At 45.6% G+C, this 19196-nt stretch carries 20 protein-coding genes; 6 read left to right on the forward strand and 14 right to left on the reverse strand.

Features of this window, described 5'->3' with window-relative positions; translation table 11 throughout:
- The first annotated feature begins 234 nt into the window (after window positions 1-234).
- Window positions 235-1431: a glycosyltransferase gene (locus tag LSG37_RS13330; RefSeq protein ID WP_233080347.1), complete on the forward strand. Its 1197-nt coding sequence runs from the start codon at window positions 235-237 to the stop codon at window positions 1429-1431.
- Window positions 1432-1604: 173 nt separating this feature from the next.
- Here LSG37_RS13330 and LSG37_RS13335 read toward each other — a convergent pair whose 3' ends face one another.
- The 14 genes from LSG37_RS13335 to mioC all read right to left on the reverse strand — a co-directional run bounded on the left by LSG37_RS13335 (window position 1605) and on the right by mioC (window position 13934).
- Window positions 1605-2021: a F0F1 ATP synthase subunit epsilon gene (locus tag LSG37_RS13335; RefSeq protein ID WP_233080348.1), complete on the reverse strand. Its 417-nt coding sequence runs from the start codon at window positions 2019-2021 to the stop codon at window positions 1605-1607.
- Between the two features lie 25 nt (window positions 2022-2046).
- Entirely contained in the window at window positions 2047-3432 is a 1386-nt protein-coding gene (gene atpD / locus LSG37_RS13340; protein WP_008897146.1) for a F0F1 ATP synthase subunit beta, read from the reverse strand.
- Between the two features lie 31 nt (window positions 3433-3463).
- Window positions 3464-4324 carry a F0F1 ATP synthase subunit gamma gene (atpG, locus tag LSG37_RS13345; RefSeq protein WP_233080349.1) on the reverse strand — a complete coding sequence of 287 codons (861 nt, stop codon included), beginning with the start codon at window positions 4322-4324 and terminating at the stop codon, window positions 3464-3466.
- A 55-nt stretch (window positions 4325-4379) separates the two neighbouring features.
- Window positions 4380-5921, reverse strand: a complete 1542-nt coding sequence (atpA, locus tag LSG37_RS13350; RefSeq protein ID WP_053423948.1) for a F0F1 ATP synthase subunit alpha — start codon at window positions 5919-5921, stop codon at window positions 4380-4382.
- Between the two features lie 14 nt (window positions 5922-5935).
- The gene (gene atpH, locus LSG37_RS13355) at window positions 5936-6466 is read right to left on the reverse strand and encodes a F0F1 ATP synthase subunit delta (RefSeq protein ID WP_233080350.1); all 531 of its coding nucleotides are present in this window, start codon (window positions 6464-6466) and stop codon (window positions 5936-5938) included.
- A gap of 12 nt (window positions 6467-6478) precedes the next feature.
- Entirely contained in the window at window positions 6479-6949 is a 471-nt protein-coding gene (gene atpF / locus LSG37_RS13360) for a F0F1 ATP synthase subunit B (RefSeq protein WP_233080351.1), read from the reverse strand.
- Window positions 6950-7000: 51 nt separating this feature from the next.
- Window positions 7001-7258 carry a F0F1 ATP synthase subunit C gene (atpE, locus tag LSG37_RS13365; protein WP_436286421.1) on the reverse strand — a complete coding sequence of 86 codons (258 nt, stop codon included), beginning with the start codon at window positions 7256-7258 and terminating at the stop codon, window positions 7001-7003.
- Window positions 7259-7304: 46 nt separating this feature from the next.
- A complete protein-coding gene (atpB, locus tag LSG37_RS13370) occupies window positions 7305-8171 on the reverse strand; it encodes a F0F1 ATP synthase subunit A (protein WP_233080352.1) in 867 nt (288 codons plus the stop codon).
- Window positions 8172-8186: 15 nt separating this feature from the next.
- Window positions 8187-8561 (reverse strand): ATP synthase subunit I, encoded by a 375-nt coding sequence (locus LSG37_RS13375; RefSeq protein WP_233080353.1) that lies wholly within the window; start codon window positions 8559-8561, stop codon window positions 8187-8189.
- Between the two features lie 130 nt (window positions 8562-8691).
- Window positions 8692-9582 carry a ParB/RepB/Spo0J family partition protein gene (locus tag LSG37_RS13380; protein ID WP_233080354.1) on the reverse strand — a complete coding sequence of 297 codons (891 nt, stop codon included), beginning with the start codon at window positions 9580-9582 and terminating at the stop codon, window positions 8692-8694.
- Window positions 9583-9619: 37 nt separating this feature from the next.
- Entirely contained in the window at window positions 9620-10414 is a 795-nt protein-coding gene (locus tag LSG37_RS13385) for a ParA family protein (RefSeq protein ID WP_233080355.1), read from the reverse strand.
- A 27-nt stretch (window positions 10415-10441) separates the two neighbouring features.
- The gene (rsmG, locus tag LSG37_RS13390; protein WP_233080356.1) at window positions 10442-11059 is read right to left on the reverse strand and encodes a 16S rRNA (guanine(527)-N(7))-methyltransferase RsmG; all 618 of its coding nucleotides are present in this window, start codon (window positions 11057-11059) and stop codon (window positions 10442-10444) included.
- Between the two features lie 14 nt (window positions 11060-11073).
- Complete coding sequence (mnmG, locus tag LSG37_RS13395) at window positions 11074-12963, reverse strand: tRNA uridine-5-carboxymethylaminomethyl(34) synthesis enzyme MnmG (RefSeq protein WP_233080357.1); 1890 nt, start codon at window positions 12961-12963, stop codon at window positions 11074-11076.
- A 533-nt stretch (window positions 12964-13496) separates the two neighbouring features.
- On the reverse strand, window positions 13497-13934 hold the full coding sequence (gene mioC / locus LSG37_RS13400) for an FMN-binding protein MioC (RefSeq protein WP_233080358.1): 438 nt from the start codon (window positions 13932-13934) through the stop codon (window positions 13497-13499).
- Window positions 13935-14099: 165 nt separating this feature from the next.
- On the opposite strand from mioC, the gene LSG37_RS13405 reads away from it, so the two are divergent.
- From LSG37_RS13405 to LSG37_RS13425, 5 genes are all read left to right on the forward strand, one after another.
- Window positions 14100-15935 carry a DEAD/DEAH box helicase gene (locus LSG37_RS13405; RefSeq protein ID WP_233080359.1) on the forward strand — a complete coding sequence of 612 codons (1836 nt, stop codon included), beginning with the start codon at window positions 14100-14102 and terminating at the stop codon, window positions 15933-15935.
- A gap of 113 nt (window positions 15936-16048) precedes the next feature.
- Window positions 16049-16471, forward strand: a complete 423-nt coding sequence (gene trxC / locus LSG37_RS13410; protein WP_436286422.1) for a thioredoxin TrxC — start codon at window positions 16049-16051, stop codon at window positions 16469-16471.
- A 107-nt stretch (window positions 16472-16578) separates the two neighbouring features.
- Window positions 16579-17070 (forward strand): YbhB/YbcL family Raf kinase inhibitor-like protein, encoded by a 492-nt coding sequence (locus LSG37_RS13415; protein WP_233080360.1) that lies wholly within the window; start codon window positions 16579-16581, stop codon window positions 17068-17070.
- A gap of 57 nt (window positions 17071-17127) precedes the next feature.
- Window positions 17128-17922 (forward strand): sulfite exporter TauE/SafE family protein, encoded by a 795-nt coding sequence (locus LSG37_RS13420; protein ID WP_233080361.1) that lies wholly within the window; start codon window positions 17128-17130, stop codon window positions 17920-17922.
- Window positions 17923-18000: 78 nt separating this feature from the next.
- Window positions 18001-19191, forward strand: a complete 1191-nt coding sequence (locus LSG37_RS13425) for a YbfB/YjiJ family MFS transporter (RefSeq protein WP_233080362.1) — start codon at window positions 18001-18003, stop codon at window positions 19189-19191.
- Window positions 19192-19196: the final 5 nt, after the last annotated feature.

Consider the following 19196-nt stretch of genomic DNA (forward strand, 5'->3'; position numbering starts at 1 on the left):
CCTGCAAAATATGACAGGTAATCGGCTCAGTACCTCCAGGTTCCATTGACTCCGTCCGCTTTCAATACTATCGCGTCGACAATTAGAAAAGTGATGGAGATAGGCTAGGCGCTGTGGACTTAAGCTATAGCTTTAAAGGATTGGCTTACCTGCTACTTTCTACAGGTTTCGACTTTGGAAAATTTGGTTAGACTGATATTTATGTCTAAATACCAGAAACAATCCGGAGTCGCCATGAGAATTCTTATTTGTACTTTTGACAGTTTTGGCTTTCTTTACCCGATGATAGGACTGGCGAATAGTTTCAAGCGGCTCGGATATGACATCCATTTTATTGGCAGCAAAAGCATCAAAGAGATTGTTCTTGAACAAGGAATGCGATGGATAGAACATGATAAAGAGAATAAAGATGCATTTTTAATTAAACGCTTTGGTGATCTTGAGGATATTTCAAACCAGATCAAGTATGTTGAATATGCAGTTTCAAATTTTAGCTATGATTTAGTTGTAACCTCTCCTTTATCTTTTGGAACAATTCTGGCAGCGGAAAGATATAGCCTGCGTGTTGTTACTCTTGGTTTTTTTTCATATTTATGGGTCAACGATGTAAATATATTTGGTCTTCCTAAAAAGATTCATGACCACTGTAAGTGGCGTACGACAGATATGTTTAATACTTATATGAAATCAAGGGCTAGTCTTGGCTTTCAAAAAGTAAACCATGATTTATCTCGTATTCCGTTTACAGGTGATTTGATGCTTCAGAGAAGCGTTCCTGGTCTAATGCACAAAATAGGGGGTATACCCGAAAAAACTGTTGCCTTTGGTTCTTGTATATGGGAACCGGAAACAGTGAGTGATACGGAAGAAATGTTAGAAAATTGGCTTAACCTTCCTAAGAATAGAGATCGAAAAGTATTGTATGTAAATCAAGGACGAACTTTCTATATGAAGGGATTCTGGAGTTTGATCAAGTCAATATTTGGCGCTTCCGACTACTTAGTGATAGCTGATGTGAACAGGATGGATGGCTTTGTTGGTGAAGTACCAGACAACTTTTTTCTGGCTAACCATATACCCATCAGAGCGGTAGTTTCTCATGCAAGTTTATTTATCTCAGCTGGGCATACAACGTCAGTCCTTGCCGCACTTGAAAATGCCATTCCCATGCTTTTATTTCCTAGTGGAGGAGAAACAGTAGATAACTCGTTTTATTGTGAAAAAATTGGAGTGGCAACTGTTTTTAATGAAGACTCTTACAATGAGCAGCAAATCTCTGAGACAGTAGATCGCATTATAAAGGAACAAAAATTCAGCGATGCCTGTAGACAAATGAGTAATGAATTTGGTCTCTACAAAGGGGATTCTTATCGATCTGGATTAATAAAATCAGCAGCATTGCGGCTGTCTGGTAATTTATATGCTCCTTAACCCTAGACGTAACGGAGAGCTTTATTTTTACAGCGGGTTTTAGAGTCAACCCGCAGGTACTGTGAGATGACAATTTCAATAGTAAGCGATGTGCAGATGGCTTCGGCCTTTAGTTAATTTCACCACATAAAAAAAGCCACCCGAAGGTGGCTTTTTTCTATGCAGTAATCCGCTTATTTTTTGCGAAGTTTCTGAATTAAACGTAACTGGGCAATAGCTTCAGCCAATTGAGCTGCAGCTTCTGCGTAGTTGAAGTCAGCGCCAGCATGTTGCATCGCTTCTTCCGCACGTTTCTGAGAGGCTAATGCAGCCTGCTCGTCCAGATCTTCAGCCCGTACCGCAATGTCGGCAAGCACTGTGATGCTGTGAGGCTGAACTTCCAGCACACCACCAGCAACATAAATCAGATGCTCTTCGCCAAACTGCTTAACGATACGAACCATACCAGGCTTGATTCCAGTAAGAAGCGGAATGTGACCAGGTAAAATACCCAGCTCACCTTCACTGCCTGTTACCTGAATGGATTCCACCAGACCAGAAAAAATCCGTTCTTCGGCGCTTACCACATCCAGTTGTACTGTCATTGCCATTTCGCTCTCCTAAAGCTGCAGTTGATTACAGCTTCTTCGCTTTTTCGATGGCTTCGTCGATAGAACCAACCATGTAGAAGGCTTGTTCTGGCATGTGATCGAACTCACCGTCCAGAATACCTTTGAAACCACGGATAGTTTCTTTCAACGGAACGTATTTACCTGGTGAACCAGTGAATACTTCAGCAACGAAGAATGGCTGAGACAGGAAACGCTGGATTTTACGTGCACGGTAAACCACAGTTCTGTCTTCATCAGACAACTCGTCCATACCTAAAATGGCGATGATGTCTTTTAATTCTTTGTAACGTTGCAGCACTGACTGCACGCCACGGGCTGTATCGTAGTGCTCTTTACCTATCACTAACGGGTCCAGCTGACGTGAAGTAGAGTCCAGTGGATCGATTGCCGGGTAGATACCCAGTGAAGCGATGTTACGAGACAATACAACTGTCGCATCTAAGTGAGAGAACGTAGTAGCTGGTGACGGGTCAGTTAAGTCGTCCGCTGGTACGTAAACCGCTTGTACAGATGTGATAGAACCAGTTTTGGTTGAAGTGATACGCTCTTGCAGTACACCCATCTCTTCGGCCAGCGTTGGCTGGTAACCTACTGCAGATGGCATACGGCCTAACAGAGCTGATACCTCAGTACCGGCCAGGGTGTAACGGTAGATGTTGTCCACGAAGAACAGAACGTCACGGCCTTCATCACGGAACTTCTCGGCCATAGTCAGACCTGTTAAAGCTACACGTAAACGGTTGCCTGGCGGCTCGTTCATCTGGCCATACACCAGTGATACTTTGTCCAGTACGTTTGAATCGTTCATTTCGTGATAGAAGTCGTTACCTTCACGAGTACGCTCACCTACACCGGCGAATACAGAGTAACCACTGTGCTCGATTGCGATGTTACGGATCAGTTCCATCATGTTTACGGTTTTACCAACACCGGCACCACCGAACAGACCAACTTTACCGCCTTTAGCAAACGGACATACCAGGTCGATAACCTTGATGCCTGTTTCTAACAGAGCGTTTGAAGCGGCTTGATCTTCGTAGCTTGGTGCGGCACGGTGGATAGGCATACGCTCATCTTCACCGATAGGACCAGCTTCGTCGATTGGCTCGCCTAATACGTTCATGATACGACCTAAAGTCGCTTTACCTACTGGTACGTGGATGGCTTTGCCAGTGTTAGCCACTTCAGCGCCACGACGTAAACCGTCGGTTGAACCTAACGCGATAGTACGTACAGTACCGCCGCCCAATTGCTGTTGTACTTCAAGTACTAAACCAGCCAGGTCGCCGCTTGTTACGTTTAACGCGTCATAGATACCAGGTACCGATTCTTGTGGAAAGTCGATATCCACAACGGCGCCAATGATTTGGACTACCTTACCTTGACTCATGTTTAATCCTCTAATTTCTGTAACCTTAGCCTTAAACAGCAGCGGCCCCACCAACGATTTCGCTCAGTTCCTGGGTTATAGCTGCTTGACGTGCTTTGTTGTAAACCAACTTCAGGTCATCCATTAAGCTACCAGCGTTGTCTGTTGCGGCTTTCATCGCAACCATACGGGCAGCTTGTTCGCTGGCGCCGTTTTCAACTACACCCTGGTACACCTGAGACTCCACGTAACGGTCCAGTAATTTATCTAAAATCACCTTTGGATCCGGTTCGTAAATGTAATCCCAGCTATGGCTTTTCGCTGCTACGTCTGCTTTTGGCAAAGGTAAGAGTTGTTCGATCACTGGCTCTTGTTTCATGGTATTTACAAACTTGTTGTACACCAGGAACAAGCGGTCGATACGGCCTTCCTCGTATGCATTGAGCATTACGCGGACCGAACCAATCACATCAGCCAAACGTGGGGTGTCACCAGCACCAGATTGTTGTGCCAGCACTTTACCGCCAAAACGTTTAAAAAACGCTGTAGCCTTGTTGCCGATCACCGCAATTTGAGCATGGGCTCCCTGCTCTTTCCAGCTTTTCATGTCCAGAGCAATACGTTTGAACTCATTGGTATTTAAGCCGCCGCAAAGGCCACGGTCTGTCGATATCACAATGTAGCCAACATTTTTTACCGGACGTTCCGTTAAATACGGATGACGGTATTCAATGCTGCCGTTTGCGATATTGCCGATCACTTTGCGCATACCTTCAGCGTATGGACGGCTATGTGCAACCCGCTCTTGCGCTCTGCGCATTTTGCTGACTGCTACCTTTTCCATTGCGCTGGTGATCTTACGAGTATTATTAATACTCCCGATCTTACTTTTTATCTCTTTTGCGCCGGCCATGACTTAATCTCCGAAAGTTTCAACGACCGGGTGCGGTTGCCCGCACCCGATATGTTTACCAAGTCTGAGTTGCTTTAAACTTCTCAATAGCGCCTTTTAATGTCGCTTCGATTTGGTCGTTGTAGTTACCGGTTTTGTTCAGATCAGCCATAAACGCTGCGTGCTCTGAGTGCATGTAAGCAATTAAAGCGGCTTCAAAATCAAGGATTTTGGCAACTTCGATGTCTTTCATGTAGCCTTTTTCGATAGCGAAAATAGACACACCCATGTCAGCCACGCCCATTGGCGCGTATTGTAACTGTTTCATCAGTTCAGTAACTTTCTGGCCGTGGTCTAACTGCGCACGAGTCGCGTCATCCAGGTCAGAAGCGAACTGAGCGAACGCCGCCAGTTCTGAGTACTGAGCTAAGGCTAAACGGATACCGCCACCCAGCTTTTTGATGATTTTTGTTTGAGCAGCACCACCAACACGGGATACCGAGATACCAGCGTTAACAGCTGGACGGATACCGGCGTTGAATAAACCAGATTCTAAGAAAATCTGACCGTCAGTGATCGAAATTACGTTGGTTGGAACGAACGCAGAAACGTCGCCAGCCTGAGTTTCGATAATTGGCAGTGCAGTTAAAGAACCAGTTTTGCCTTTCACTTCACCGTTGGTTAAACGCTCAACATAATGCTCGTTTACACGAGATGCGCGCTCTAACAGACGGCTGTGGAGATAGAATACGTCACCTGGGTAAGCTTCACGGCCTGGTGGACGACGTAACAACAGAGAGATTTGACGGTAAGCAACAGCTTGTTTAGACAAGTCATCGTATACGATCAGTGCATCTTCACCGCGGTCACGGAAGTATTCACCCATAGTACAACCAGAGTATGGCGCCAGGAACTGCAGTGCAGCAGCTTCAGAAGCTGAAGCTACAACAACAATAGTGTGGGCCAGAGCGTTATGCTCTTCCAGTTTACGTACTACGTTAGCAATAGTAGAAGCTTTTTGGCCGATAGCTACATAGATACATTTCACGCCAGAAGTTTTCTGGTTGATGATGGCATCGATAGCTAGAGCCGTTTTACCTGTCTGACGGTCACCGATTAACAATTCACGCTGACCACGACCGATTGGGATCATGGAGTCAACTGACTTGTAACCAGTTTGCAGAGGTTGGTCTACTGAACGACGATCGATAACGCCTGGAGCGATTTTTTCTACTGGTGCAAAACCAGCAGCATCGATTGGGCCTTTACCGTCGATTGGCTCACCTAAAGTGTTAACCACACGGCCTAATAAGCCTGGGCCAACTGGTACTTCAAGGATACGGCCAGTAGATTTAACTTTTGTACCTTCACGCAGGTCCGCATATGGACCCATAACTACAGCACCTACTGAGTCGCGCTCAAGGTTTAATGCGATAGCGTAACGGTTGCCTGGAAGCTCAATCATCTCACCCTGCATACAATCAGCAAGGCCATTGATACGAATAATACCGTCTGTAACAGCGACTATAGTACCTTCGTTGCGAGCTTCACTGACAACCTCAAACTGCTCAATACGTTTTTTGATCAGTTCAGAAATTTCAGTGGAATTCAGTTGCATGCTCTAATCCCCAATTATGACTGCAGTGCAGTAGCTAAACGATGTAATTTGCCACGAACCGAGCCATCAATCACCATATCACCGGATTTGATAACCATACCGCCAACGACGGCCGGATCTACACTGCAGTTCAATTTTATTTTACGTGATAAACGCTGAGACAAGGCTGCGATTAAGCTTTCGCGCTGAGCACCAGTCAATACAGTGGCAGAAACAACATCGACGGTAGCTTCTTTCTCGTACTCTGATTTTAACTCAGTAAAACGCGTAAACACCGCAGGCAAAGCCAGCAAACGATGATTTTCTGCCATAACTTTAATAAAGTTCTGGCCTTGCTCGTTCAGTTGCTCACCACAAACCTGGATAAAAAATTCAGCCTGCGTTTGAGCAGAGCCGGATTGCAGACGCTCGGCGACAGCTGGGTTTTTCGCGACTTCCGCCGCGAAAAACAACATATCAACCCAGCAAGACAGCGTGTTTTGCTCTACAGCAAACTCAAACGCCGCCTTTGCATAAGGACGAGCAACATTCGTCAGTTCAGACATGGCTCTTCCTCTTTATAGTTCTGCAACCAGTTTTTCCAGGATGTCGCTGTGGGCAGCTTCATCAATTGAACGTTGCAGAATTCTTTCCGCTCCCGCAACAGCCAGTGATGCAACCTGCTTACGCAATTCTTCACGAGCACGAATACGTTCAGCATCAACTTCTGCTTTGGCTTGCGCCAGGATATGTTCACGTTCAGCATTGGCTTTAGCTATTGCTTCATCAATCATTTTCGCTTCGCGTTTTTTCGCTTGTTCAATGATTTCTGCGGCATGAGCTTTTGCATCTTTGAGCTGATCTTTTGCTTTATCCTGAGCTAATGCCAGGTCTTTTTCAGCTCTGTCTGTAGCAGCAAGACCATCTGCAATTTTCTTCTGGCGCGCTTCAATAGCGTCCATCAGAGGTGGCCATACAAACTTCATACAGAACACAACGAAAACCGCAAAAGCGATCATTTGTCCGATAATAGTCAGAGTCAGATTCACGTCCGCTCCTCCTTAGTTAATTTGTTCTCGGTACCGATAAACGTCAGATAATTAACCAACGAACAGAATGTACATAGCAATACCAACCGCAATCATAGAGATCGCATCGATCAGACCTGCAAGGATGAACATTTTAACTTGCAAAGAAGGAGCAAGTTCTGGTTGACGAGCACATGACTCCAGGAACTTACCACCCATGTTTGCGAAACCTAAAGCAGTACCTAAAGCACCAAAACCGATTAACAAGGCAACTGCGATCAATTTTACCGCTTCTACCACTGCTTCTGGCATAGTTAATACTGTTTCCATTTTTTACTCCGATAGTTAAAGTTAAAGTTAAAGTTAATGATAAAAACTAGTGATTATCTGCGCTGGCCATGCTTAGGTAAACAATGGTCAACATCATAAATACGAATGCCTGCAGCACTATAACCAGTATATGGAACACTGCCCATATAAAGTGTAATGGCAGCTGTAATAATCCAATAATACCGATCAGGATAAAGATCATCTCACCCGCATAGAGGTTACCGTATAAACGCAGCGCCAGTGAAAATGGCTTAGTGATTAACGCCAGAACTTCCAGCAGTAAGTTAAAGGGGACTAACAGAGCCTGAACTACCACGTTTTTCGCATGAAAAGGGTGTAAGGTCAGTTCTTTGATAAAGCCTACAACCCCTTTAATCTTAATGGAATAACCTATCATTAAGACAAAAACGCCCATAGCTAAAGCTGCTGTAGTATTAATATCTGTAGTTGGCACAATTTTCATATAAACATTCTGTGATTCGACACCAAAGAATGTAAAGCCAATCCAACCCGCTAAAGCCGGAAGTACATCAACAGGTACCAAATCCATCAGGTTCATTAAAAATACCCAGACAAAAATGGTTAAGGCCAAAGGCGCGATCAGCTTACTGTTGCCATAAAAAGTAGATTTGACATTAGAGTCAACGAATTCTACGAGCAACTCAACAAAGCACTGAAATTTGCCAGGAACAGCAAGTTGATCTCTACTCGCTTTTACGGCAGCAATACGAAACAGCCATAAAAACAAAATACCCAGACCGATAGACCATGCTAAAGAATCAATGTGTAATACCCAGAAACCAGCCTCACTACATGCTTTGTTAAATGCAACACTGCCATCGACAGTACACATTTTCGCGTTAGTAAGGTGGTGCTGAATATGACTTGAAATGTTACTTTCACCTGCAGCCATGTTTCATCCCAATTATCAATGTTTAAAGAAAATCGCTGTTGCCCACTGTGCAAATAACGTCAATACAAAGCCTGTCATCAAAGGGCCTGCTACTATTTGCTGCTGCATAACTACAACAAAAAGCACAATGGTCAAAATCAGTTTTAGCGAATGCCCCCGCATCATAGCGGTCTTCGCTTGTTCTGCGCTGCCACGACCTAAGGTCCAAAATGCAAACAACGCAAACACAAAATTCGGTAAAGCTGCTACTAGCCCACCTTTAAATGCCGATTTAGCAGCCAACTCACCAGACAGCAGTTGAAAAACTAAAGCTGTTAAACCCGCCACTGCAACCTGAAAAGCGATCAACTTGTAAGCTGACAGGCGAACTTGTCGCGGGCTAGGTTGCATTACAACTCCGGTTACTAAACAACAAATAAAACATGGGTAAAAATTGCGGCAAGTATACTTATTTGCCTTTGATTTGCAACTAAAAGCCACTCAGAGCAAGCAGTCACACCTAAATTAGACAAAATACAAACTACTCAAAGCTGTTTATCTCTAATTTTTTCAACACGCTTTCTAATTCATCCAGACTGCTGTATGAGATCACCAGATTGCCTTTGCCTTTTTTGTTGTAATTAATTTCAACAGGGGCAGCAAATCGTTCACTTAAGCGTTGCTCCAGCGAACTGACATCCGGATCTTTTACTTTAACAGCCACTTCAGGAGCAGGTTCCAGCAATCGACGCACAAGATTTTCAGTATCGCGCACTGTCATTTGTTTCGCAGCCACTATACGGGCAGCATCAGATTGTGCTGTTCCATCCAATGCCAATAAAGCACGGGCATGGCCCATTTCGATATCACCATGCTCGAGCAATAACTTCACATCGTCATTGAGCTGGTTCAAACGTAATAGGTTGGTGACACTGGCGCGGGATTTACCCACTGCATCAGCCACCTGCTGATGTGTCAGTTCAAATTCGGACAATAAACGCTGAAGCGCTATGGCTTCTTCCATCGCATTTAGATCTTCACGCTGAATGTTTTCAATCAGGGCAATAGCGACAGCAGCTTCGTCTGGTACATCTTTGATAATACAAGGAATAACGTCAAGTTGCGCTAACTGGCTTGCACGCCAGCGCCGTTCACCAGCGATGATTTCATAGGATTCTTCGCCCACCTGACGCACAACAATAGGTTGAATAATACCTTGAGAGCGAATAGAACTGGCTAAATCTTCCAGCGCATCCTGCGACATATCTTTACGCGGCTGGTATTTGCCTGGCTTGAGCCATTCAATCGGCAGTTTTTGCAATTCACTGCGTTGGGCTGAAGAAAAGTTGGCGTCATTCTGTTGATCAGACACAGGTTTAGTAGTGAGTAAAGCATCTAAGCCCCGGCCTAAGCCACGTTTTTTTACCGACATCTTCAGTTGTATTCCTTGTCAATTAGGCGCGTTTTAATTAGGCGGAAATGGAGGTTTTTGCCGTTTTTTTATCAGCCCGGCGTAAAATTTCGCCCGCTAATGCCAGATAGGCTTTGGCACCTGTTGAACCTTTGTCGTAATACATCACCGGGGTGCCAAAACTTGGCGCTTCCGCCAGTCGTACATTACGTGGGATCACAGCACGGTAGACTTTATCGCCAAAATGTTGTTTCAGCTGTTCAGACACATCATTGGCCAGGCGATTTCGCGGGTCGTACATAGTACGCAGAATACCTTCAATTTTCAGATCGGCATTCACCACGGACGTCAGCTGGTTGATGGTATCCATCAGGGCGGTTAAGCCTTCCAGCGCATAGTATTCACATTGCATAGGCACCAGCACAGAATCAGCGGCTGCCATCGCATTCACCGTCAGCATGTTCAGTGCTGGCGGGCAATCAATAAAAATAAAATCGTACTGTTGGCGGGCGTCTTTTAACGCATTACGTAAACGCAGTTCACGGGCAAAGACGTTAAGTAAACGTACTTCGGCAGCTGTGACATCTGAATTGGCTGCGATCAGGTGATAACCACCGGCAGTTTCCTTAACCACTACTTCGGCAAAAGGTTTTTCTTCTACCAGTAACTCATAAGCACTGGCATGTACGGCGTACTTGTCGACGCCGCTGCCCATAGTGGCATTACCTTGCGGGTCTAAGTCAATCAGCAGCACCTTGCGTTTGGTTGCAGCCATAGAGGCAGCCAGATTGACCGCTGTGGTTGTTTTGCCCACACCACCTTTCTGGTTTGCAATAGCTATGACTTTTCCCACAAGGACCCCAATAAGAATTTAATTAAATTAGACTTTCTCCAACACCACCAGATAACGTTCGGCGTTCAGTGTTGGCACCTGTAACGGATGACTGCCGACAACTTTAACAAAATTCGGCAAAGCTGCAATTTCTTCTTGAACCAAAGCGCCTTTCATGGCTAAAAACTGGCCATCAGCCGCTGGTAAATGCTTACACCAGTTCACCATATCAGTCATTGAAGCAAAAGCCCGGCTCAGCACCGCATCATACCCTGTTTCGGGTTGATGATCTTCAACCCGACTCTGAATAGCTTCAAAGTTCTGTAGTTTCAGCTGCAATTTGACATGATTTAAAAAGCGAATGCGTTTGCCAAGACTATCCAGCAGGTAAAATTGCTTGTCAGGTAAAGCGATTGCCAGCGGAATACCAGGTAAACCAGGGCCAGTGCCCACGTCGATAATACGCTGTCCAGTGACAAAAGGCGCGACGGCTAAGCTGTCCATAATGTGTTTCACCAGCATTTCTTCCGGATCACGCACTGAGGTCAGGTTGTAAGCACTGTTCCATTTATCCAGCAACTGGACATAGGCCACCAGTTGTTGCAGTTGAAGTTCAGATAAAACTAAGCTGGTCTGTGCGACCAGCTTTTTTAATTTTTCCAGCATGATGATCCCAATGCTTAAGCAGATTTGCGCAGTAGACCCTGTTTTTTCAGGTAGACCAGCAATAACGAAATAGCGGCAGGCGTGATGCCTGAAATACGCGAAGCCTGACCCATAGTTTCAGGTTGCACCTGATTCAGTTTGAGTATCACTTCGTTGGATAAACCTTTCACGGCTTTGTAATCAAAGCCTGCAGGCAAACGAGTGTTTTCGTTACGCTCTTGTCTGGAGATCTCGTCCTGCTGGCGATTGATATAACCTTCGTACTTGATTTGAATTTCAACCTGTTCAGCAGCAGCAGGATCGGCTAAGCCAGGGCCTACCAGATCAATTTTCATCAGATCCTGGTAATTCACTTCAGGACGACGGATCAATTCTTCTAAGCTGGCTTCTTTGCTCAGCGGTGTTTTCACCAACAGATTCACTTCAGCCAAAGCCGCGTGTTGTGGGTGGATCCATTGCTGTTTTAAGCGTTGACGTTCCAATTCAATTTGTTCAATTTTCAGGTTAAACGCGGCCCAACGCACGTCGTCGACCAAACCTAACTCACGGCCTTTGGCAGTCAAACGAATATCGGCATTGTCTTCACGTAACATCAGACGGTATTCAGCACGGCTGGTGAACATACGGTACGGCTCTTTGGTACCCATGGTGGTCAAGTCGTCAATCAACACACCTACATAGGCCTGATCACGGCTTGGTGTCCAGGAGTCTTTGTCCTGAGCAGAAAGCGCTGCGTTCATACCGGCCATTAAGCCCTGAGCACCAGCTTCTTCGTAGCCTGTGGTACCGTTGATTTGTCCTGCAAAAAACAAACCTTTAATGAATTTAGTTTCCAGTGAAGTTTTTAAATCCCGTGGATCAAAAAAGTCATACTCAATAGCATAACCAGGGCGGGTAATATGGGCATTTTCCAGACCTTTGATCGAACGAACCAGGTTTAACTGCACGTCAAAAGGCAAGCTGGTAGATATACCGTTTGGATACAACTCGTGTGTGGTTAAACCTTCAGGTTCAATAAAGATCTGGTGTTTATCTTTGTCAGCAAAACGAGTGATTTTGTCTTCAATCGATGGGCAATACCGTGGGCCTATGCCTTCAATCACACCAGTGTACATAGGCGAGCGGTCTAAACCATTACGAATAATATCGTGGGTTTGTTCGTTGGTGTAGGTGATATGACAAGGGATCTGAGTCGGTTGATCCTTGTGGGATCCCATAAACGAAAATACCGGAGTAGGGTTATCACCTGGCTGCGCCTGCATCACTGAAAAATCAACGGTTCTGGCGTCAATACGAGGTGGAGTACCGGTTTTTAAACGGCCTACACGGAAAGGTAATTCACGTAAACGTCGTGCCAGAGCTATGGATGGCGGATCGCCAGCACGGCCACCACTGTAATTTTCTAGACCAATATGGATCTGGCCACCGAGGAAAGTACCTACAGTCAGCACCACTGATTTGGCTTTAAATTTCAAACCCATTTGGGTCACTACACCACAGACCTGATCGTTTTCTACGATCAAATCATCACAGGCTTGCTGAAAGATCTTCAGATTTGGTTGGTTTTCAAGGACTAAACGCACAGCTGCACGATAGAGCTGACGGTCAGCCTGAGCACGGGTTGCACGTACAGCAGGGCCTTTAGAACTGTTTAAAGTTCTGAATTGGATCCCAGCACGATCCGTCGCTTTGGCCATGACGCCACCTAAGGCATCAATTTCTTTGACCAAATGGCCTTTACCAATGCCACCAATGGCCGGATTACAGGACATCTGACCCAAAGTCTCAACGTTGTGAGTCAGCAATAAAGTTTGCATTCCCATGCGGGCCGCAGCAAGCGCAGCCTCTGTGCCGGCGTGACCACCACCAACAACGATGACATCAAATGTTTCCTGATAAAGCATATAGGCCTCGAACTCAAAACCAGTTCTGTAAAAAGGGCGCGTATTGTAACTGGATCTGAGGCTTTGGGAAACGATTAAAACTCGATCACGATCCTCAAAGGATCACTAATAATATATAAGGATCTTTAAAGAGATCTTTTTATTATGTTTACTACTATACAGAGCCTTTTCTGTGGGTAACCCTTGATCTGTTTTGAAGATCAATCAGTTAAGAAGGATCGGATCCTGTGATCAACACAAGATCCTGGGTCGAACAAGCGGTGTTTAACTAGCACTTTTATACACAGGGCATAAAACCTGATTTGTTACACAGAGGATAACTTCAGCTTTTACATAAGTTATAACTACACTTATACACATTAGACTTAAAAATTAGTTAAAACTGTGGATAACCATGTGTAACTGGATCATAAGTATGATCCTCTTTATATAGCAGTGGATCATGAGCGGGTTATATAGAGAAAAGGCCCTTTGTTTATGGGCCTTTAAGTGAGTAACAGTGAAAGATCCTGTTCTGTATAACTAAGAAGAGTTTAAGGCAGGGTTTTGATAAATTCAGGCAACCAGACCAAAGCTTGATCTTCAGGCAGTTCAGCCGTTAAAACATCTATATCTAATCCTGGTAACAATAATCTGCCACCTAAAGAGGCAAAAAGGTCAGAGATTTTTTTACCAGCCAGACAAAAAGTATCGTAACTGGAATCACCTAAAGTGATCACTGCGTAGGAAACTGTGGTAAGATCTGTTTGATCTTGTGCTAATTGATCCACAAAAGGTTGGATATTATCGGGCAGATCCCCTGCGCCATACGTCGAAGTGACGACTAACCAGATACTATTTCTGGTTATCAGTGTTAAATCAGGGGTGAGATGAAGTTTTACTTCATAACCCGCTTTTTCCAAAGTTTCAGCTACTTGTTCTGCTGCATATTCCGCAGCGCCCATTTGGCTGCCCACAAGGATCTCAATCATACTGCATCCTATTGTCAGTGAAATGATTGGCTATACTACTGGAATTAAAACGTGCAAAGCGAATGCTTCTTGCACCTTTTTGGGTATTTTTACTGCAAAGCAGGCTCAGTAAATCTACGATAGCACAAACCGTTCGCCTGCGTGTTATTGAGGTTTATACAATATATGTCCGAGTCCATGTCTTTTTCCCAGCTAGCGCTGCCGGAACCTATTCTTCGTGCAGTTTTAGAACTTGGTTATGAACATCCGTCTCCAATTCAGGAAGCGGCTATTCCTAAGTTACTAGCTGGTGAAGACTTGCTAGGCCAAGCCCAAACAGGTACAGGTAAAACAGCTGCATTTGCACTGCCTTTATTAGCCCGTTTAGATCCGGCCCAAAATGATCCACAAATTTTAGTGTTGGCTCCTACTCGCGAACTGGCTATCCAGGTTGCAGAAGCATTCCAGGCTTATGCCCGTTATATGCCAGCTTTCCATGTACTGCCTTTATACGGCGGTCAAAACTACACCACTCAGTTAAAAGCACTGAAACGTGGTTCTCAAGTTATTGTTGGTACGCCAGGTCGTATCATGGATCACCTGGATCGTGGCACTTTAGTGCTGGATAAACTGCGTGCCATAGTACTGGACGAAGCCGACGAAATGTTGCGTATGGGTTTTATCGATGATGTGCAAACTATCATGGATGCTACTCCGCCAGGCCGTCAGGTTGCGATGTTCTCTGCAACTATGCCAAATCAGATCCGCGCTATTGCTCAGAAGCATTTGAAAAATGCTCATGAAGTGAAAATCGAATCAAAAACGTCGACTGTTGAACGTATTCAACAGCGTTACGTGATGCTGGACAATAATCAGAAGTTGGATGCGTTAACCCGTATTCTGGAAGGCGAAGAATATGATGCAAGCATCATTTTCGTTCGTACAAAAAGTGCGACTGAAGAAATTGCTGAAAAACTGGGTGCCCGTGGTTATGCAGTTGCCTGCTTAAACGGCGATATGAACCAGGCCCACCGCGAACTGACTATCCGTCGTTTAAAATCTGATCAGTTGGACGTGATAGTAGCAACAGACGTTGCTGCCCGTGGTTTGGACGTAGAACGTATCAGTCTGGTTATTAACTATGACATTCCATACGATAGCGAAGCTTATGTACACCGTATAGGTCGTACTGGCCGTGCTGGTCGTGATGGTAAAGCTATCCTGTTTGTATCACCACGTGAGCGTCGTTTATTACGCACTATCGAACATGCGACCCGTCAGCCGATTGAAAAAATGTCGCTGCCAACAGGTCAGGTGATCGAGCAACGTCGTATCGAGTCTTTCCGTGCTCAGTTAGCTCAGACCATTGAAGCGAAAAACTTAAGCTTCTTCCAGGATCTGGTGAACGACTGGCGTGAAAAGTTAGAAACTACTGATACTGATATGGCCGCTGCCTTATTGTATCTGGCGCAAAAAGATTCTCCGTTAAACGTTGCTAACCAGTTCCCGGAAATCCGTGAGCCACATAGCCGTGACCGTGATGATCGTGCTCCGTCTTCAGGCCGTGACAAATTTTCTCGCGGTGACAGACCAGAGCGTTCAGGTGACCGTCCTGAGCGCGGTGGCGATCGTCCACCACGTCAACGTCGTGAGTTAAAAGGTGATTACACCAATTATCGCATTGAAGTGGGCAAAGAACATGGCGTACGCGCTGGTGACATAGTGGGTGCTATCGCCAACGAAGCCAACATCGACAGCCAGTTCATCGGTAACATCAAACTGTTTGATCATTTCAGTACTGTAGAATTACCAGCCAATATCCCGGCTGAAACTATGCAGCATTTGAAAAAGGTTTATGTGCGTAAGCAGAAATTGAATATCAGTGTGGATACTGGCTCAACAGCTGGTGGTTCAACCTCAGGTTCAGCTCCTAGCTCAGCACCACGTCGTGAACGTACGGAAACAGGCTCAGGCCCGCGTCCTGGTGCAGCTCCACGTGCACCACGTAAGCCAAGAGATTAATCTCTGACTTGTTAAATTAAGAACCCGACGAAAGTCGGGTTTCTTGTTTCTGCCCCTATAAAAACTTCTCCAGCGCCCATATTTAGCTTCAATAGCCAAATCTGGAGCTAGTTATGATTATTGCCTGTCCTCATTGCTCAACCTTAAACCGGGTTCAGCCGGAAAAGTTTGCCGATCATCCTAAATGTGGTCAGTGCAAAGACGCGCTTTTTGCCGGAAAACCCATAGAGTTAACCCAGCAGAATTTTGTCAATCAGATCCAAAAGTCGGAATTGCCTGTAGTGGTGGATTTTTGGGCCAGTTGGTGTGGGCCTTGCCTGAACTTTGCGCCGGTATTTAATCAGGCGGCTGCTGAATTAGAGCCGCAATTTCGGTTTGCCAAAGTAAATACGGAGCAGCAGCAACAACTGGCTGCACAGTTTCAAATTCGCTCTATTCCCACTCTGATGCTGTTTAAAGCGGGCAAGCTGATTGCCCAGCAATCGGGTGCTATGCCAAAACAGATGTTTTATCAGTGGTTACAACAGCATAGTTAAAGTGCTGCGGACTAAGTTGGTCGCAAAAGTCTGGATTTGCCTGGCAGCAAAGTTCAGACTGATGCTCAATTTCCCGCTTTGTATTGAGCCAAATCTAAGGAAACACCATGACATCTACTGTATTTCAGCTAACAAGCCCGGACATCAGCGAAGGCCATTTTATGGCAAAAACTTTTGAATTTAATGGTTTTGGTTGTGATGGCCCGAACCTGTCGCCAGCGTTAAACTGGCAGAATGCGCCAGCTGGTACTCAGAGTTTTGCTATTACCGTCTTTGATCCGGATGCACCTACAGGTTCAGGTTTCTGGCACTGGCTGGTTCTGGATATTCCGGCCACTGTGACTTCATTGGCTCAGGGTGCTGGCAATGGTCTGTTACCAGCAGGCAGCCGCTCTTTTAACAATGACTATGGTATTAAAGAGTTTGGTGGCGCTTGCCCGCCTGAAGGTCATGGTATGCATCGTTATCAATTTACCGTTTGGGCGTTGCCGGAAGCGACTTTAGGTGTACCTGATGGTGCCAGCGCTGCTGTGGTTGGTTTTATGCTGAATGCGACTGCAATTGGTAAAGCCACCTTAACTGCTACTTATGCGCGCTAAATAACGAGTACATCTAAGGCCTGCAGAAGCAGGCCTTTTTAGTTAAAGCGGGAAGTTATGGATCTTTGGGTACTGACGTTATTTATTTTTGCAGGTGTAGCAGGCGGATTATTGTTGGGCCTGATCGGCGTAGGAATGGCACTGGTGACTGTGCCATTTTTAACTTTTATGCTGCCATCTTTAGGTTTTAGTGCTGAAGTTGCCCCTGTTATAGCTCTTGGCAGTTCGATGCTGATAGCCGCTATAGGTTCTATTTCGTCGCTTCGGGTGCATCATCAAAAGGACACTATTAACTGGGAGTTGATCCGGTTGATGTTACCAGCCAGTCTGTTTGGTGTTGTTGCAGGTTCCTTGCTGGTCACCCGTTTGCCGGCCTTGTGGTTGCAATCTATCTTTGCTGCTTTTTTGTTGTATGTGGCTTTTTCTATGTTAAAACCGTCGACAAAAATGGCACAACTGCAACAGCCACCTTCAAATCAATTATTGCGTTGGTTTCCGGCCGTCGTCGGAGCCACTGGCAGTTTTATCGGTGCTGGCGGTGGTGTATTAATGGTGCCATTTTTAGGCCGTTTTATGGCGATGCCCAAAGCTGTGGCCAGTTCAGTGGCTGTTGGTTTTCCTGTGACAGTGTTTGGCGCCATCTCCTATATGCTGCAAACAGCTCCGGCCAATCATCCGGATCTGATAGGCGCTGTGTATTGGCCTGCAGTGCTCGGAATGAGTATAGGTTCTGTGGTGGCTGCTCCGCTTGGTGTGCAGCTCGCCACGAAAGTACCGGCAGCTTTGTTAAAGAAGATATTTGCCTGTGTGTTGTTACTGATAGCACTGAAGATGCTGCTGTCTTTTAGTTGAGACTATTCGCCTATAGCTTTGCTTTGTGTTGCATGCCAGTCTGGTTAAAAAGTGCGGATGTTAAAAATAAGGATATTTATGTCTGATCCTGTGGCCCGCAGCATCCTGTTGGCTGGTTTTTTTAGTCAACTGTTGTGTTTAGGCATAGCGCGTTTTGCTTACACTCCGCTTATTCCTTTAATGTCCGGTGCTGGTCTTACTGAAGCTTTGGCTGGTTATTTAGCAGCAGTGAACTATCTGGGGTATTTTGCCGGTGCTTTATTGGCTGTGCGGCTAAAAGACTGGCAATGGAAATTTTATGCTTACCGTATAGGTTTAGTTTTTGCGGTCCTAAGCACACTAGCCACAGCTTATAGTTCAGATCCGCTGTTTTGGGGCTTGTGGCGCTTCTTGGCGGGTTTAAGTTCGGCTGCTTCGATGTTATTGGCTTCAGGCCTTATTTTGCAGCAGCTGGCTGCACGTGGTGCTAAAGCTGAACTCGGTTTGCATTTTGCAGGCTTAGGATTGGGTATAGCTTTAGTAGCTTTATTAGTAGAGCTGCTTAGCGCTGCGGCTTTGAGTTGGGATCAGCAATGGCTGGCGCTTAGTCTGCTTGGATTGGTGCTGATAATTCCAGCCTGGCGCTGGTTGCCTGCACCACAGCTGGCGTTATCGAGCAACAACACAGATGCAACACCTTTAGCCTTGCCCCGTAGTTTCCTCTGGCCTTTATTTTTAATGTATTTCTGCGCCGGTTATGGTTATGTGGTCACTATCACTTTTATTGTCGCTATGGCCAGTCAAAATGCAGAACTGGCAGGTTTTGGTAACTGGGCATTTTTTGTTTTAGGTCTAGGTGCAGCACCAGCAGCGATACTCTGGGATCGTATCGCACGAGGTTCAGGTTATTTAGTCAGTTTACGCTGGGCTTTGCTATTAAACGCCTTGGCTATTGTGTTACCCGTGCTGTGGAGTCAGAGCTTGGTGTTGTTCTTCAGTGCTTTTTTATTTGGTATTAGTTTTGTGGGTTGCGTCAGCTTAATGCTGACGATGGCAGGGCGCTTATTACCGGAAAAACCAGCTCAGTTGATGGGCAAGATGACGCTTTGTTATGGCACAGCGCAAGTGCTGGCTCCGGCCATCAGTGGTTATCTGGCCAAACAAAGCGGCAGTTTTGATTCAGGTTTACTGCTGGCAAGCGTTATTACTTTATCTGGAGCAGGAGTACTGACACTGCTGATCCGCCGCACCGCCAGCGATCATCTGGCCATGCGGGGAGAAAAAGAGTGATGTGG

This window comes from Rheinheimera soli (assembly GCF_021290985.1).
Classification (GTDB): Bacteria; Pseudomonadota; Gammaproteobacteria; order Enterobacterales; family Alteromonadaceae; genus Pararheinheimera; species Pararheinheimera soli.

Excerpts from the sequence above, each read along its gene's own strand:
- LSG37_RS13330 (WP_233080347.1), top strand. The coding sequence starts at position 235 with ATGAGAATTCTTATTTGTACTTTTGACAGTTTTGGCTTTCTTTACCCG.
- LSG37_RS13335 (WP_233080348.1), bottom strand. The coding sequence starts at position 2,021 with ATGGCAATGACAGTACAACTGGATGTGGTAAGCGCCGAAGAACGGATT.
- atpD (WP_008897146.1), bottom strand. The coding sequence starts at position 3,432 with ATGAGTCAAGGTAAGGTAGTCCAAATCATTGGCGCCGTTGTGGATATC.
- atpG (WP_233080349.1), bottom strand. The coding sequence starts at position 4,324 with ATGGCCGGCGCAAAAGAGATAAAAAGTAAGATCGGGAGTATTAATAAT.
- atpA (WP_053423948.1), bottom strand. The coding sequence starts at position 5,921 with ATGCAACTGAATTCCACTGAAATTTCTGAACTGATCAAAAAACGTATT.
- atpH (WP_233080350.1), bottom strand. The coding sequence starts at position 6,466 with ATGTCTGAACTGACGAATGTTGCTCGTCCTTATGCAAAGGCGGCGTTT.
- atpE (WP_436286421.1), bottom strand. The coding sequence starts at position 7,258 with ATGGAAACAGTATTAACTATGCCAGAAGCAGTGGTAGAAGCGGTAAAA.
- atpB (WP_233080352.1), bottom strand. The coding sequence starts at position 8,171 with ATGGCTGCAGGTGAAAGTAACATTTCAAGTCATATTCAGCACCACCTT.
- LSG37_RS13375 (WP_233080353.1), bottom strand. The coding sequence starts at position 8,561 with ATGCAACCTAGCCCGCGACAAGTTCGCCTGTCAGCTTACAAGTTGATC.
- LSG37_RS13380 (WP_233080354.1), bottom strand. The coding sequence starts at position 9,582 with ATGTCGGTAAAAAAACGTGGCTTAGGCCGGGGCTTAGATGCTTTACTC.
- rsmG (WP_233080356.1), bottom strand. The coding sequence starts at position 11,059 with ATGCTGGAAAAATTAAAAAAGCTGGTCGCACAGACCAGCTTAGTTTTA.
- mnmG (WP_233080357.1), bottom strand. The coding sequence starts at position 12,963 with ATGCTTTATCAGGAAACATTTGATGTCATCGTTGTTGGTGGTGGTCAC.
- mioC (WP_233080358.1), bottom strand. The coding sequence starts at position 13,934 with ATGATTGAGATCCTTGTGGGCAGCCAAATGGGCGCTGCGGAATATGCA.
- LSG37_RS13405 (WP_233080359.1), top strand. The coding sequence starts at position 14,100 with ATGTCCGAGTCCATGTCTTTTTCCCAGCTAGCGCTGCCGGAACCTATT.
- trxC (WP_436286422.1), top strand. The coding sequence starts at position 16,049 with ATGATTATTGCCTGTCCTCATTGCTCAACCTTAAACCGGGTTCAGCCG.
- LSG37_RS13415 (WP_233080360.1), top strand. The coding sequence starts at position 16,579 with ATGACATCTACTGTATTTCAGCTAACAAGCCCGGACATCAGCGAAGGC.
- LSG37_RS13420 (WP_233080361.1), top strand. The coding sequence starts at position 17,128 with ATGGATCTTTGGGTACTGACGTTATTTATTTTTGCAGGTGTAGCAGGC.
- LSG37_RS13425 (WP_233080362.1), top strand. The coding sequence starts at position 18,001 with ATGTCTGATCCTGTGGCCCGCAGCATCCTGTTGGCTGGTTTTTTTAGT.